The sequence below is a fragment of the Geobacillus sp. CAMR5420 genome (assembly GCF_000691465.1).
In the GTDB taxonomy this organism is placed as follows: Bacteria; Bacillota; Bacilli; order Bacillales; family Anoxybacillaceae; genus Geobacillus; species Geobacillus thermoleovorans.
The window spans coordinates 125,171-138,645 of sequence record NZ_JHUS01000052.1 but is presented as its reverse complement, the minus strand read 5'-3'; the positions used below and the strand labels follow the sequence as shown (position 1 = coordinate 138,645).

The following is a 13,475-nucleotide window of genomic DNA, read 5'->3' as shown; positions in this document are numbered from 1 at the left end:
CATTTCTAGAGGGAGGAGGACCGATGGCCGTTTCAGCGTATTTTCATATTCCATTTTGCGCCCATATTTGCCATTATTGCGATTTTAACAAAGTATTCGCCGCCGGCCAGCCGATTGACGACTATTTGCGGGCGATGGACAAAGAAATGGCGTGGACGGCGGCGGAATTTGGCAGCCAACTCAAGACGCTGTTTATCGGCGGCGGCACGCCGACGGTGCTTGAGCCGGCGCAGCTCGGCTGTTTGCTTGCGAGCATCCACCGCCATTTTCAGTTTGACCCGCAAACGGCCGAATTTACCGTCGAAGCCAACCCGGACGGCTTGACGAAAGAAAAGCTCGCTATTTTGCGCGATGCCGGAGTGAATCGGCTGAGCCTGGGGGTGCAGACATTTGACGATCAGCTTCTGCAAACGATCGGCCGCACGCACCGGCGAGGCGACGTCATACGGGCTGTAGCGTTGGCCAGAGAAGTCGGGTTTCAGAACATCAGCATTGATGTAATGTACGGTTTGCCGGGGCAGACGCTTGAGCAGTTTACGGCCGATTTAGAAGCGGCGTTTTCGCTTCATGTGCCGCATCTTTCTGCTTATTCCCTCATTTTGGAGCCAAGGACGATTTTTTATAACGAATGGCGGAAAGGGCGGCTCCGTCTACCGGGCGAAGAGATGGAAGCCGAGATGTACGAAGCAGCGATGGAGCAGATGGCTGCCGCTGGCTATCGGCAATACGAAATCAGCAACTATGCTTTGCCGGGATTTGAAAGCCGGCACAACTTGACGTACTGGAACAACGAGGAGTACTACGGCATCGGCGCTGGGGCGCACAGCTATATCGACGGGGTGCGGCGGGCGAATATCGGTCCCATCCGGCATTACATCAGCGCGATCGAACGCGGCCAATGGCCGCACCGCGACGTGCGCCGCTTGACCGTTCGCGAGCAGATGGAAGAGGAAATGTTTTTAGGGCTGCGCAAAACGGAAGGGGTGTCCAAAGCCTGCTTTCGGCAAAAGTTCGGCCGCGACCTCCACGACATATTTGGCGCGGCGATCCGCCGGGAAATCGAAAACGGACGCCTCGAGGAAACGGAGACTCACATCCGCTTGACCAAACGAGGCAAGCTGCTCGGCAATGAAGTGTTTGCCGCGTTCCTCGGCGAAATGTAAACATTGACATTTGCCGGGCGATTTGCTACCCTAGTAGTAGATTTAGCACTCGAATTGTTCGAGTGCTAACAGAGGTGAGACACGTGCTAACGGACCGCCAACTGCTGATTTTGCAGGTGATTATCGACGATTTCATTCGTTCTGGGCAGCCGGTCGGTTCGCGGACGTTATCGAAAAAGCATCAAATCGCGTTCAGCTCGGCGACGATCCGCAATGAGATGGCGGATTTGGAGGAGCTCGGCTATATTGAAAAAACGCACATTTCTTCCGGCCGTGTGCCGTCGGAAAAAGGGTACCGCTACTACGTCGACCATTTGCTGCCGCCGCAGCGGCTGACAAGGGCGGACATTCAAAAAATCCGCTCCGTGTTTGCCGAGCGCATCTATGAGCTGGAAAAACTGATGCAAAAGTCGGCGCAAATTTTATCCGAGCTGACGAACTATACATCCATCGCGCTCGGGCCGACGTTTAAAGAAAGCAAACTGAAGCGGATGCAAATCGTTCCGCTCAACGAACAGACAGCCGTCGCCATCGTCGTGACGGACACCGGCCATGTTGAAAACCGGGTCGTGACGATTCCGTCATCGATGGACGCAGGCGACCTCGAAAAAATGGTCAACATTTTCAACGAGCGGTTGAACGGCGTTCCGCTCATGGATTTGAAAGAAAAAATGGAGACGGAAGTGGCCGACGTATTGCGCCGGCACATCCGCAACTACGACAGCGTGCTCAATACGCTCATTGAGACGCTCGATGCCCCTGAAGAAGAAAAAGTGTTTTTCGCCGGCAAGGCGAATATGCTCAACCAGCCGGAGTTCAGCGACATCCAAAAAGTGCGCCCGCTTCTGGACATCATTGAGCAGGAAAAAGACATTTATCGCCTGCTCCGCAAGCAAACCCAAAAAGGAGTGCGGGTTTCGATCGGGCATGAAAACGAACTGCGCGGCATGGAAAACTGCAGCTTGATTACAGCGACGTATTCGGTCGGCGATGAGCCGCTCGGGGCGATCGCGATTCTTGGTCCAACGCGCATGGAATACTCGCGCGTCATCACTGTCTTAAACCGTGTCGCTTCCGATTTGTCGGCCGCGCTCGCGAAATGGTATCAAAGTCAATAAGAATGGCCATATTGGATAACGGATGGATCGCGCATCCATCCTTTCCTTGTGGCCATTGATACATAAAAGGGAAGAGCCCCGGCAGGGAGGTGAAAGCGATGGAGCAAGGAGAAAAACAAGTGATGGAACAAGCTACATACGATGAGCCGGAGCGGGAGCAACCGATCGAGGAAGAAGCCGCCCCGCAGCCCGAGGGGGGATCAGGCGGCGTTCCGCTTGAAGAGGCCGGTGGGGAGGAAGCGGCGGAGCCGGCGGAAAAAGCGCCAACGGCCGAGGAGTTGGCGGCGGCCAAGGCGCAGATCGCCGAATTGGAAGCGAAGCTTTCAGAGATGGAACACCGGTATCTCCGCCTGTACGCCGATTTTGAAAACTTCCGCCGCCGGACGCGCCAGGAGATGGAAGCGGCTGAAAAATACCGCGCCCAAAGCTTGGCGAGCGATTTGCTTCCGGTGCTTGACAACTTTGAACGCGCGTTGAAAATAGAGACGGACAACGAACAGGCGAAATCGATTTTGCAAGGGATGGAAATGGTGTACCGGTCGCTTGTTGACGCCTTGAAGAAAGAAGGCGTCGAGGCGATCGAGGCGGTCGGAAAGCCGTTTGACCCTTATTTGCACCAAGCCGTCATGCAGGCGGAAGCGGAAGGCTATGAGCCGAACACGGTTGTTGAGGAGCTGCAAAAAGGTTATAAGCTGAAAGACCGCGTGCTGCGGCCCGCCATGGTCAAAGTAAGCCAATAAACGGAAACGGAGGGTGATCAGTGATGAGCAAAATTATCGGCATCGACTTAGGAACGACGAACTCTTGCGTCGCCGTGTTAGAAGGCGGCGAAGTGAAAGTCATTCCGAATCCGGAAGGAAACCGCACGACCCCGTCGGTCGTCGCGTTTAAAAACGGCGAACGCCTAGTCGGCGAAGTCGCCAAACGGCAAGCGATCACGAACCCGAACACGATCATCTCGATCAAGCGCCATATGGGGACGGATTACAAAGTCGAAATCGAAGGGAAGCAATATACGCCGCAAGAAATTTCGGCGATCATTTTGCAATACTTGAAGTCGTACGCCGAAGACTATTTGGGCGAGCCGGTGACGCGTGCGGTCATCACGGTGCCGGCGTATTTCAACGACGCCCAGCGCCAAGCGACGAAAGACGCCGGCCGCATCGCCGGCCTCGAAGTCGAGCGCATCATCAACGAGCCGACGGCCGCGGCGCTTGCTTACGGCCTTGATAAAGAAGAAGACCAAACGATTCTCGTCTATGACTTAGGCGGCGGGACGTTTGACGTCTCGATTTTGGAGCTTGGCGACGGCGTGTTTGAAGTGAAGGCGACGGCCGGCGACAACCATTTAGGCGGCGACGACTTCGACCAAGTGATCATCGATTATTTGGTCAATCAGTTCAAGCAAGAGCACGGCATCGATTTGTCGAAAGACAAAATGGCGCTCCAACGCTTGAAAGATGCCGCGGAAAAAGCGAAAAAAGAGCTGTCCGGCGTCACGCAGACACAAATTTCGCTTCCGTTTATCAGCGCCAATGAAAACGGTCCGCTCCATTTGGAAATGACGTTGACAAGAGCGAAATTTGAAGAGTTGTCCGCCCACCTCGTCGAGCGGACGATGGGGCCGGTCCGCCAGGCGCTTCAAGACGCCGGCTTGACGCCAGCCGATATTGATAAAGTCATTTTGGTCGGCGGTTCGACGCGCATTCCAGCTGTCCAAGAAGCGATCAAGCGCGAGCTTGGCAAAGAGCCGCACAAAGGCGTCAACCCGGACGAAGTCGTTGCCATCGGTGCGGCGATCCAGGGCGGGGTGATCGCTGGCGAAGTGAAAGATGTCGTCCTGCTTGACGTGACCCCGCTTTCGCTTGGCATTGAAACGATGGGCGGCGTATTTACGAAACTGATCGAACGGAACACGACGATCCCGACAAGTAAATCGCAAGTGTTCACAACGGCGGCTGACAATCAAACGACGGTCGACATTCACGTTTTGCAAGGAGAGCGCCCGATGGCGGCGGACAACAAATCGCTCGGCCGCTTTCAGCTGACCGGCATTCCGCCGGCGCCGCGCGGCGTGCCGCAAATTGAAGTGACGTTTGATATTGACGCCAACGGCATCGTTCACGTGCGCGCCAAAGATTTAGGAACGAACAAAGAGCAGTCGATTACGATCAAATCGTCGTCCGGCCTGTCGGAAGAAGAAATTCAGCGCATGATTAAAGAAGCGGAAGAAAACGCCGAAGCCGACCGGAAGCGGAAAGAAGCCGCCGAGTTGCGCAACGAAGCCGACCAGCTCATTTTCATGACCGACAAAACGATCAAAGAAGTCGAAGGAAAAGTGAGCGCCGATGAGATCAAGAAGGCGCAGGATGCGAAAGAGGCGTTGAAAGCGGCGCTCGAGAAAAACGACATCGACGACATCCGCAAGAAAAAAGACGCGCTGCAAGAAGCGGTGCAGCAGCTGTCGATCAAGCTGTATGAACAAGCGGCGAAACAGGCGCAAAGTGCAGGATCGCAAGGCGGCGCTGCCAATCATAAAGACAACGTGGTGGACGCCGAGTTTGAAGAAGTGAACGACGATAAATAATGCAACCGAAAGTCAAAGTCAGGCCTGCCTTGGCTTTGACTTTTTTTCTAGCATTGACATATTGCCTTGCCGCAGAGGGAAATGATAAAATTAAATTTATGTGAGTGAATCGGGAGTGGATGATCAACGATGGCGAAGCGCGATTATTACGAGATTCTCGGCGTCAGCAAAAACGCGACGAAAGACGAGATCAAAAAAGCGTATCGAAAGCTTTCGAAGCAGTATCATCCAGATGTGAACAAAGCCCCGGACGCCGCGGAGAAGTTTAAGGAAATTAAAGAGGCGTACGAAGTGTTAAGCGATGATGAAAAGCGGGCCCGCTACGACCGCTTTGGCCATGCCGACCCGAACGAAACGTTTGGCGGCGGCGGATTCCAAGGCGGAGGGTTTGATTTCGGCGGCTTTAGCGGCTTTGGCGGTTTTGAAGATATTTTTGAAACGTTTTTCGGCGCCGGTCCGCGCAGGCGGGCGAGCGGTCCGCGCAAAGGCGCGGATGTCGAGTATATGATGACGCTTACGTTTGAAGAAGCGGCGTTCGGAAAAGAAACGGAAATTGAAATTCCGCGGGAAGAGACGTGCGACACGTGCCAGGGCAGCGGAGCGAAACCGGGCACAAGCCCGACGTCTTGTCCGCATTGCCACGGCAGCGGGCAAGTGACAAGCGAACAAGCGACGCCATTTGGCCGCATCGTCAACCGCCGGACATGCCCCGTCTGCGGTGGCACGGGCCGGTACATTCCGGAGAAATGCCCAACGTGCGGCGGCACGGGACGCGTCAAACGGCGGAAAAAAATTCACGTCAAAATTCCAGCCGGCGTCGACGACGGCCAGCAGCTGCGCGTCGCCGGCCAAGGGGAGCCAGGGGTCAATGGCGGGCCCCCGGGCGATTTGTACATCATCTTCCGAGTCGAACCACATGAGTTTTTCAAACGCGACGGCGACGATATTTATTGCGAAGTGCCGTTGTCGTTCGCCCAGGCCGCGCTCGGCGATGAGATCGAAGTGCCGACGCTCCATGGCCATGTGAAGCTGAAAATCCCGGCCGGCACGCAAACGGGCACGCGCTTCCGCTTGAAGGGAAAAGGGGTGCCGAACGTACGGGGCTACGGCCAAGGCGATCAGCACGTCATTGTCCGCGTTGTGACGCCGACGAAGCTGACCGAAAAGCAAAAGCAGCTGCTGCGCGAGTTTGAACGGCTCGGCGGAGACACGATGCACGACGGGCCGCACGGCCGTTTTTTTGAGAAAGTCAAAAAGGCGTTTAAAGGAGAAGCGTAAGCGCGATGAAATGGTCAGAAATCAGCATTCATACGACGCATGAGGCGGTCGAGGCGATTTCGAACATTTTGCATGAAGCGGGCGCCGGCGGCGTCGTCATCGAAGACCCATACGATTTGGTCAAAGAACGGGATGACTGGTACGGCGAGATCGTCGAGCTCAACCCGGACGACTATCCGGAAGAAGGGGTGATCATTAAGGCATATTTGCCGGTCAACAGTTTTCTTGGCGAAACGGTCGAACAAATTAAGCAGGCGATTAACAATTTATGGCTGTATGATATCGACCTTGGCAAAAATAAAATTACATTGAGCGAAGTAAACGAAGAGGAATGGGCAACGGCGTGGAAAAAGCATTATCACCCGGTGAAAGTGTCCGAAAAGTTTACGATCGTGCCGACGTGGGAAACGTACGAGCCGGCGTCTAGTGATGAGCTGATCATCGAAATGGATCCGGGCATGGCGTTTGGGACCGGCACGCACCCGACAACGGTCATGTGTCTGCAGGCGCTCGAAAAGTATGTGCGCCCCGGCGATCATGTCATTGACGTCGGCACCGGCTCCGGCATTTTAAGCATCGCCGCAGCGATGCTTGGCGCTCAGTCGGTGCGGGCGCTCGATTTGGACCCGGTGGCGGTCGACAGCGCGCGGCTGAACGTGAAGCTCAATAAGGTGCAGCATATCGTAACGGTCTCACAAAACAATTTGCTCGACCATATCGAGGAACCGGCTGATGTGATCGTCGCCAATATTTTAGCGGAAATCATTTTGCGCTTTACTGGTGACGCCTACCGGTTGTTAAAGCCAGGCGGCCGCTTCATCACGTCTGGCATCATTCAGGCGAAAAAGCAGGACGTCAAAGACGGGTTGCTTGCCGCCGGCTTTGCCATTGAGGAAATCAACGTGATGGAAGACTGGGTGGCGGTTGTCGCCCTGAAACCGTAAGCAAAGAAGGGATGGCTGTGCAGCGCTATTTCGTTTCCGGCCAGGCGCAACAAGGCGGGATCGTCGCGATCAGCGGCGATGATGCCTATCATATCGCCCGCGTCATGCGCATGAAGCCGGGGGACGGGATCATTTGCGTCTTTCCAGACGGGCGCACGGCGGTGTGTGAAATTGAACAAATTGCCAATGAGCATGTGCAAGCTCGTATTGTACAATGGAAAGAGGAGCGAAGCGAGCTGCCGGTGCGCATCTACATCGCCCAAGGGCTGCCGAAAGGCGAAAAGTGGGAGCTCGTCATCCAAAAAGGAACAGAGCTCGGCGCCGCCGGCTTTCTTCCGTTCGAAGCCGCCCGGTCGGTCGTGAAATGGGACGCGAAAAAGGCGGAGAAAAAAGTCGAGCGATGGAAAAAAATCGCGAAAGAAGCGGCTGAGCAGGCTGAACGAACGGTGGTGCCGGACGTGCGGGCGCCGCTTTCGTTTGTCGAGCTCCTCTCCTTTGGCCAAACGGTCGATGTTCGGCTGTTTGCCTACGAAAAAGAGGCGCGAAACGCCCGGCATGCCGCGCTTCCGGCGCTTCTTTCCCGCCTCCGTCCGGGCGGCGCGTTGCTGGCTGTTTTCGGGCCAGAAGGCGGGTTCAGTCCGGAAGAAGCAGAACAGCTTCGGCAGCACGGCTTTTCGCCGTGCAGCCTTGGGCCGCGCATTTTGCGGACCGAAACAGCTCCGCTCTATTTGCTTTCCGCCGCCTCTTATGAATGGGAGCTGCGCGCGCCGAACGGCGAAGCGGAGCGCGCTTAGTGAGCAACATTGGCTGTTTCTTATAAAAGTTCGGTCCCGCTGATCCCTAAGCGGGGGGCAGAGTGAGGTGAACAAGATGCCGACAGTGGCTTTTCATACACTAGGCTGCAAAGTCAATCATTACGAAACCGAAGCGATTTGGCAGCTGTTTAAAAAAGCCGGCTACGAGCGAAAAGAGTTTGAAAGCCGTGCGGATGTGTATGTGATCAACACGTGCACGGTGACGAACACCGGCGATAAAAAGAGCCGTCAAGTCATCCGTCGTGCGGTGCGCCGCAATCCGGACGCCGTCGTCTGCGTGACCGGCTGCTATGCGCAAACATCGCCGGCTGAGGTCATGGCCATTCCGGGCGTTGATATTGTCATCGGCACGCAAGACCGGCATAAAATTTTGGATTACATCGAGCAATTCCAGCGCGAGCGCCAGCCGATCAACGCTGTTCACAACATTATGAAAACGCGCGTTTTTGAGGAGATGGATGTGCCGGAATTCACTGATCGGACGCGGGCGTCGCTTAAGATCCAAGAAGGGTGCAACAACTTCTGCACGTTTTGCATCATCCCGTGGGCGCGCGGCTTAATGCGCTCGCGCGATCCGCAGGAAATCATTCGCCAGGCGCGCCAGCTCGTCGCCGCCGGCTATAAAGAAATCGTTCTGACCGGCATTCATACAGGCGGCTATGGCACCGATCTGAAAGACTATAACTTTGCGTCCTTGTTGCGCGATTTGGACGAGCAAGTGCCGGGGCTGAAGCGGCTCCGCATTTCGTCGATTGAGGCGAGCCAAATCACCGATGAAGTGATTGATGTGCTGAAGCGGTCGGAGAAAATCGTCCGCCATTTGCACATTCCGCTCCAGTCTGGGTCGAATACGGTGCTCAAGCGGATGCGCCGCAAATATACGGTGGAATTTTACGCGGAGCGGCTCGCCCGGCTGCGCGAAGTGTTTCCAGAGCTGGCGGTGACTTCTGACGTCATCGTCGGCTTCCCAGGCGAGACGGAAGACGAATTTATGGAGACGTACAACTTTATTCGTGAACAACGGTTTTCCGAACTGCATGTCTTTCCTTATTCGAAGCGGACCGGCACGCCGGCGGCGCGCATGCCGAACCAAATCGATGAAGAAACGAAGCATGACCGCGTCCGCCGCTTGATCGCTCTGTCCGACCAATTGGCGAAAGAGTACGCCTCCCGGTTTGAAGGGCAAGTGCTCGAAGTCATTCCGGAAGAGCGCGACAAAGAGCGGCCGGATTTGTACGTCGGCTATACAGACAACTATTTGAAAGTCCGCTTCCCGGCAACCGAGGAAATGGTCGGTGAACTTGTCAAAGTGAAGATTACGAAAGCCGGCTATCCGTACAATGAAGGAGAGTTCGTCCGCGTTGTGCCGGATGAAATGGCCCGTTCGGTCAAATGGAGCTCATAACCCAGCCTAGTTGCTGGGTTTTTTCTGTCTTTTTCCGGAGACAATACGGATGGCTAGTTTTTGTCGAGGGAGCATGGTATGATGGTAGACGTCAGACTTTCCATCTTGACGGAAATGGCAGAAAGGGGTTTCTCCGAATGACGATGAATATCGCGAAAATGATCGATCATACGCTGCTCAAACCGGAAGCGACAGAACAACAAATCGTGCAACTGTGCACGGAAGCAAAGCAATACGGCTTTGCTGCCGTGTGCGTCAACCCAACGTGGGTGAAAACGGCGGCGCGCGAGCTTTCCGGCACGGATGTCCGCGTCTGCACGGTCATCGGCTTTCCACTTGGGGCAACGACGCCGGAAACAAAGGCGTTTGAAACAACGAACGCCATCGAAAACGGCGCTCGCGAAGTCGACATGGTGATCAACATCGGCGCGTTAAAAAGCGGGCAAGACGAGCTTGTCGAGCGCGACATTCGTGCGGTTGTCGAAGCGGCGGCTGGCAGGGCGCTTGTCAAAGTGATCGTTGAAACGGCGCTTTTGACCGATGAGGAAAAAGTGCGCGCCTGCCAGCTCGCAGTGAAAGCCGGCGCTGATTATGTGAAAACGTCGACCGGGTTTTCCGGCGGAGGTGCGACGGTGGAGGATGTGGCGCTGATGCGGAAAACGGTCGGCGACAGAGCAGGCGTCAAAGCATCAGGCGGCGTCCGTGACTGGAAAACCGCTGAGGCGATGATCAACGCCGGCGCGACGCGCATCGGCACAAGCTCTGGGGTGGCGATCGTCACCGGCGGGACGGGCCGCGTTGACTACTAAGCCCGGTTTCGGTCATGCAAAAACAGAATGACCTTTTCGATGGCGCCGACAAATGGAAGAGCAGCCACTGAGCAAATGACGTTGAACAAGACGCTCACATGAGCGAGCTGCACATCAGGCGCTGGGCTGAGCCTGGCGGCAAAACTGGCGAGCGGCTCGGTCCAAAAGGCGAACAAAGCGGCGCCGACGACGTTCAGCCATAGATGGGTGTAGGCGGTCAGCTGGGCCTCTTTGCTGGAGCCGATCGAAGCCAAAAGCCCGGTGATGCACGTACCGATGTTGGCGCCAAGCAACAGAGCAATCGCCGCGGACAGCGTCAACAGCTGTTCGTTTAAAAATCCCATGGCGATGCCGATCGTTGCCGCGCTCGAATGAACGAGAGCGGTGAGGACGATGCCGACAAGAAGGCCGACAGCGACGGATCGGTTCGTTTCTTTAAGCCATGCATCAACGAACGGATAGGCGGCAAGCGGTTTAGCGAGGCTGCCAAAGCCGTCCATGGCAAACAGCACAGCGGCGAGGCCGACAGCGGTCATGCCGATGCCGAGAACAAGGCGATGGCGGCCGAAAAAAACAAGCAGCGCGCCGCTTATAAGAAGTGGGATGGCGCCATCGCCGATATCAAGCGTCATCAGCTCGGTCGTGACCGTCGAGCCGATGTTGCTGCCTAAAATGATGCCGATCGATTGGCGGAACGACAAGTAGCCGGCGGCGACAAGGCCGACCGTCATCACCATCACCGCTGAGCTGCTTTGCAGGAGAGCGGTCGTCGCCAAACCGGCGGCAAATCCTTGCAGCGGCGTGGCGGTAAAGCGCATGAGCCACCGTTTTAACCGATGGCCGGACAACGTGTAAAGCCCAGCTTTCATCATAAACATGCCAAGAAGAAACAAAGCGGTGTAAATGGCAAACAGCATCAGAAACGACCCCATGGGCGACTCCCCTTTCACCCTATATGTATGGGCCTTGTCCGCGGGTGATGACCGTTTTTTCAGCGCGGGGAAGAGGCGGCCAGCAGGCCGCCGCTGCTTTTTTTTATTGACCTTTTCTGTCAGCATGTATTATAATTGACAAGTACAATATGCAATGGTTGTTGTTCGGAGGGAGGGAAGCAGGATGTCCAAAACGATCGTTCGCAAAAATGAGTCGATCGACGACGCTCTTCGTCGCTTCAAGCGTGCCGTTTCGAAAACGGGCACTTTGCAAGAAGTGAGAAAGCGCGAATTTTATGAAAAGCCAAGCGTCAGACGGAAGAAAAAATCTGAGGCGGCTAGAAAGCGCAAGCACTAAGAGCATGCATTAAAGAGGGTGTATAATCGGTGAGTCTTCTCGATCGTTTGAATGACGATATGAAGCAGGCGATGAAAAACAAGGAGAAAGAAAAACTGTCTGTTCTCCGGATGCTGAAAGCGGCGCTGCAAAACGAAGCGATCAAGCTCGGCAAAAGCCCGCTCTCGGAAGACGAAGAGCTGACGGTTCTTTCTCGCGAACTGAAACAGCGTAAAGACTCCCTCCAAGAATTTGAAAACGCTGGCCGTTCAGATCTTGTCGAAAAAGTGAAAACCGAAATTGAAATTGTTCAATCGTATATGCCAACGCCGCTGACAGAGGACGAGCTGCGCGAATTGATCGAGCAGACGATCAAGGAAGTCGGCGCCTCTTCGAAAGCGGATATGGGAAAAGTGATGGGCGCGATCATGCCGAAAGTGAAAGGAAGAGCGGATGGTTCGCTCGTCAACAAACTTGTCCAACAACAGCTGTCATAAATGCAATGGGCCTTGCCGGCAGGCGGGCCCGTTGTTTTTGAAAAGCGGTGCTAGAACCCCCTTTTGTCTCATACATATGAGATGAAAGGGGGTTCTTTTTGATGGTGAAAAAATGGCGCCAGCAGATGAAGCGGTGGATGGCGGAAAAGCTTGAACTTCCCGCCGACATTATGATGGATCTGCCCCGCATTACGATGGTTGGGCACATACATATTTACATTGAAAACCACCGCGGGCTGCTCGCGTTCAGCGATAAAGAGCTCCGCCTTTTGCTGCGGAACGGACAGCTCGTTGTCCGCGGCGAACAGTTTGTGATTAAAACGATTTTGCCGGAAGAAATTTTGTTGGAAGGAAAAATCAGCCAAGTCGTTTATATAGATGAATAGCGAGGAGGAACGGAGATGAAAAACGAATGGGTCGACACACTCGCCGGCAGCGTGCGGGTCAAAGCGAGAGGGAAAGGGATCGAACGGTTGATCAACGCCTGCGTCCGCCAAGGGATTGCCGTCTGGAACGTGAAAAAGCATAGCGCGGATACCGCGACGTTTTTCATTAAGCTCAGCGACGTGAAACGGCTGCGCCATGTCGCCCGGCAAAGCGAATGCAAACTTTCGTTTGTCGGGAGAACCGGGCTGCCGTTTTTTTGGCGGCAGGCCTGGCGGAACAGCGGGTTTTGGCTCGGCTTGCTCCTTTTTATAGCGATTGTGTTTTTGCTTTCGAACATCGTTTGGAAGATCGAAATCAAAGGGGCGGCTCCAGAGACGGAGCATCAAATCGCCCGCGAGTTAAAGCGAATGGGAGTCGAGCGCGGCGTATTTCAGTTTCTGCTTGATGACCCGGAGACGCTGCAAAAAAAGCTGACGGAACGCGTTCCGGACATCACGTGGGTCGGCGTTGAGTGGAAAGGGACGTCGCTTCACTTCCGCGTCGTTGAAAAAGAGATTCCGGAGCCGAAAAAACCGATTCCGCCGCGTCATCTCGTGGCAAAAAAAGAGGCGGTCATCGCTGATTTGTTCGTTGAAGAGGGACAACCGCTCGTTTCCGTCAACGACTATGTGCAAAAAGGCCAGCTGCTTGTTTCTGGCATTATCGGCGCTGAAGGGAGGACGAAGTTTGTGCCGGCGTCAGGGAAAGTGTTTGGCGAAACATGGTACAAGTCTACGGTCGTCCTGCCGCTTGAGACGACGTTTCATGTGTTGACCGGCAAGTTCACCGAACGGCATTATGTCGGAATCGGGCGCCTTTTGATTCCTGTTTGGGGATGGAAGAAGCCGGTGTTTGCCCATACCATCGTTGAGACAGAAAAACGGCCGTTTCGTTTTTGGAAATGGGACTTGCCGCTCTATTACGAGCGCATCACGATCCGCGAGGCGGAAGAAGTGAAGCGGCGCTACACGTGGGAAGAAGCGTTCGCGGAAGCGAAAGAGATCGCCCGCCGCGAGCTGCGGGCGAAATTGCCGGAGGAGGCGGCCATTCGCGGCGAAAAAGTTTTGCATCAGGCGAAAGAGAATGGTAAAGTAAGGGTAGAATTGCATTACGAAGTCATCGAAAATATTGCTGTACCACAACCCATCGTCCAAGGAGATTGAG

14 protein-coding genes are annotated in these 13,475 nt (G+C 54.9%); 13 read left to right on the top strand and 1 reads right to left on the bottom strand.

What is annotated here, in order from left to right; genetic code table 11:
* Positions 1–23 precede the first annotated feature (23 nt).
* The 9 genes from hemW (at position 24) to deoC (ending at position 10,119) form a co-directional block, all read left to right on the top strand.
* The gene (gene hemW / locus DI44_RS04540) at positions 24–1,163 is read left to right on the top strand and encodes a radical SAM family heme chaperone HemW (RefSeq protein WP_033025861.1); all 1,140 of its coding nucleotides are present in this window, start codon (positions 24–26) and stop codon (positions 1,161–1,163) included.
* Positions 1,164–1,246: 83 nt separating this feature from the next.
* A complete protein-coding gene (gene hrcA / locus DI44_RS04545; RefSeq protein WP_033025860.1) occupies positions 1,247–2,281 on the top strand; it encodes a heat-inducible transcriptional repressor HrcA in 1,035 nt (344 codons plus the stop codon).
* A gap of 98 nt (positions 2,282–2,379) precedes the next feature.
* On the top strand, positions 2,380–3,021 hold the full coding sequence (gene grpE, locus DI44_RS04550) for a nucleotide exchange factor GrpE (RefSeq protein ID WP_033025858.1): 642 nt from the start codon (positions 2,380–2,382) through the stop codon (positions 3,019–3,021).
* 23 nt (positions 3,022–3,044) lie between these two features.
* On the top strand, positions 3,045–4,868 hold the full coding sequence (gene dnaK, locus DI44_RS04555) for a molecular chaperone DnaK (RefSeq protein ID WP_013144701.1): 1,824 nt from the start codon (positions 3,045–3,047) through the stop codon (positions 4,866–4,868).
* A 129-nt stretch (positions 4,869–4,997) separates the two neighbouring features.
* Complete coding sequence (dnaJ, locus tag DI44_RS04560; RefSeq protein ID WP_011231982.1) at positions 4,998–6,146, top strand: molecular chaperone DnaJ; 1,149 nt, start codon at positions 4,998–5,000, stop codon at positions 6,144–6,146.
* A gap of 5 nt (positions 6,147–6,151) precedes the next feature.
* Positions 6,152–7,090 carry a 50S ribosomal protein L11 methyltransferase gene (prmA, locus tag DI44_RS04565; protein WP_033025857.1) on the top strand — a complete coding sequence of 313 codons (939 nt, stop codon included), beginning with the start codon at positions 6,152–6,154 and terminating at the stop codon, positions 7,088–7,090.
* Positions 7,091–7,101: 11 nt separating this feature from the next.
* Complete coding sequence (locus tag DI44_RS04570) at positions 7,102–7,884, top strand: 16S rRNA (uracil(1498)-N(3))-methyltransferase (RefSeq protein ID WP_014196375.1); 783 nt, start codon at positions 7,102–7,104, stop codon at positions 7,882–7,884.
* A gap of 76 nt (positions 7,885–7,960) precedes the next feature.
* Positions 7,961–9,310 (top strand): tRNA (N(6)-L-threonylcarbamoyladenosine(37)-C(2))-methylthiotransferase MtaB, encoded by a 1,350-nt coding sequence (gene mtaB, locus DI44_RS04575; RefSeq protein ID WP_011231979.1) that lies wholly within the window; start codon positions 7,961–7,963, stop codon positions 9,308–9,310.
* 137 nt (positions 9,311–9,447) lie between these two features.
* Positions 9,448–10,119 (top strand): deoxyribose-phosphate aldolase, encoded by a 672-nt coding sequence (gene deoC / locus DI44_RS04580; protein ID WP_033025855.1) that lies wholly within the window; start codon positions 9,448–9,450, stop codon positions 10,117–10,119.
* On the opposite strand, the gene DI44_RS04585 is transcribed toward deoC, so the two are convergent.
* Positions 10,116–11,051 (bottom strand): Na/Pi symporter, encoded by a 936-nt coding sequence (locus tag DI44_RS04585; protein ID WP_033025854.1) that lies wholly within the window; start codon positions 11,049–11,051, stop codon positions 10,116–10,118. The two genes, deoC and DI44_RS04585, sit on opposite strands and share 4 nt — an antisense overlap.
* 184 nt (positions 11,052–11,235) lie before the next feature.
* On the opposite strand from DI44_RS04585, the gene rpsU reads away from it, so the two are divergent.
* The 4 genes from rpsU to yqfD all read left to right on the top strand — a co-directional run bounded on the left by rpsU (position 11,236) and on the right by yqfD (position 13,474).
* Positions 11,236–11,409, top strand: coding sequence for a 30S ribosomal protein S21 (gene rpsU / locus DI44_RS04590; protein ID WP_008879912.1), 174 nt, complete (start codon positions 11,236–11,238; stop codon positions 11,407–11,409).
* A gap of 29 nt (positions 11,410–11,438) precedes the next feature.
* Positions 11,439–11,885 (top strand): GatB/YqeY domain-containing protein, encoded by a 447-nt coding sequence (locus tag DI44_RS04595; RefSeq protein WP_011231976.1) that lies wholly within the window; start codon positions 11,439–11,441, stop codon positions 11,883–11,885.
* A 101-nt stretch (positions 11,886–11,986) separates the two neighbouring features.
* On the top strand, positions 11,987–12,271 hold the full coding sequence (yqfC, locus tag DI44_RS04600; RefSeq protein ID WP_013144709.1) for a sporulation protein YqfC: 285 nt from the start codon (positions 11,987–11,989) through the stop codon (positions 12,269–12,271).
* A gap of 15 nt (positions 12,272–12,286) precedes the next feature.
* Positions 12,287–13,474, top strand: a complete 1,188-nt coding sequence (yqfD, locus tag DI44_RS04605) for a sporulation protein YqfD (RefSeq protein ID WP_033025853.1) — start codon at positions 12,287–12,289, stop codon at positions 13,472–13,474.
* The last annotated feature ends 1 nt before the right edge of the window (position 13,475 follow it).

What these genes read in the sequence shown, in the direction of transcription:
- hemW (WP_033025861.1), top strand. Translation starts at nt 24, where the DNA reads ATGGCCGTTTCAGCGTATTTTCATATTCCATTTTGCGCCCATATTTGC.
- yqfD (WP_033025853.1), top strand. Translation starts at nt 12,287, where the DNA reads ATGAAAAACGAATGGGTCGACACACTCGCCGGCAGCGTGCGGGTCAAA.
- deoC (WP_033025855.1), top strand. Translation starts at nt 9,448, where the DNA reads ATGACGATGAATATCGCGAAAATGATCGATCATACGCTGCTCAAACCG.
- rpsU (WP_008879912.1), top strand. Translation starts at nt 11,236, where the DNA reads ATGTCCAAAACGATCGTTCGCAAAAATGAGTCGATCGACGACGCTCTT.
- dnaK (WP_013144701.1), top strand. Translation starts at nt 3,045, where the DNA reads ATGAGCAAAATTATCGGCATCGACTTAGGAACGACGAACTCTTGCGTC.
- yqfC (WP_013144709.1), top strand. Translation starts at nt 11,987, where the DNA reads ATGGTGAAAAAATGGCGCCAGCAGATGAAGCGGTGGATGGCGGAAAAG.
- prmA (WP_033025857.1), top strand. Translation starts at nt 6,152, where the DNA reads ATGAAATGGTCAGAAATCAGCATTCATACGACGCATGAGGCGGTCGAG.
- mtaB (WP_011231979.1), top strand. Translation starts at nt 7,961, where the DNA reads ATGCCGACAGTGGCTTTTCATACACTAGGCTGCAAAGTCAATCATTAC.
- grpE (WP_033025858.1), top strand. Translation starts at nt 2,380, where the DNA reads ATGGAGCAAGGAGAAAAACAAGTGATGGAACAAGCTACATACGATGAG.
- DI44_RS04570 (WP_014196375.1), top strand. Translation starts at nt 7,102, where the DNA reads ATGGCTGTGCAGCGCTATTTCGTTTCCGGCCAGGCGCAACAAGGCGGG.
- dnaJ (WP_011231982.1), top strand. Translation starts at nt 4,998, where the DNA reads ATGGCGAAGCGCGATTATTACGAGATTCTCGGCGTCAGCAAAAACGCG.
- DI44_RS04585 (WP_033025854.1), bottom strand. Translation starts at nt 11,051, where the DNA reads ATGGGGTCGTTTCTGATGCTGTTTGCCATTTACACCGCTTTGTTTCTT.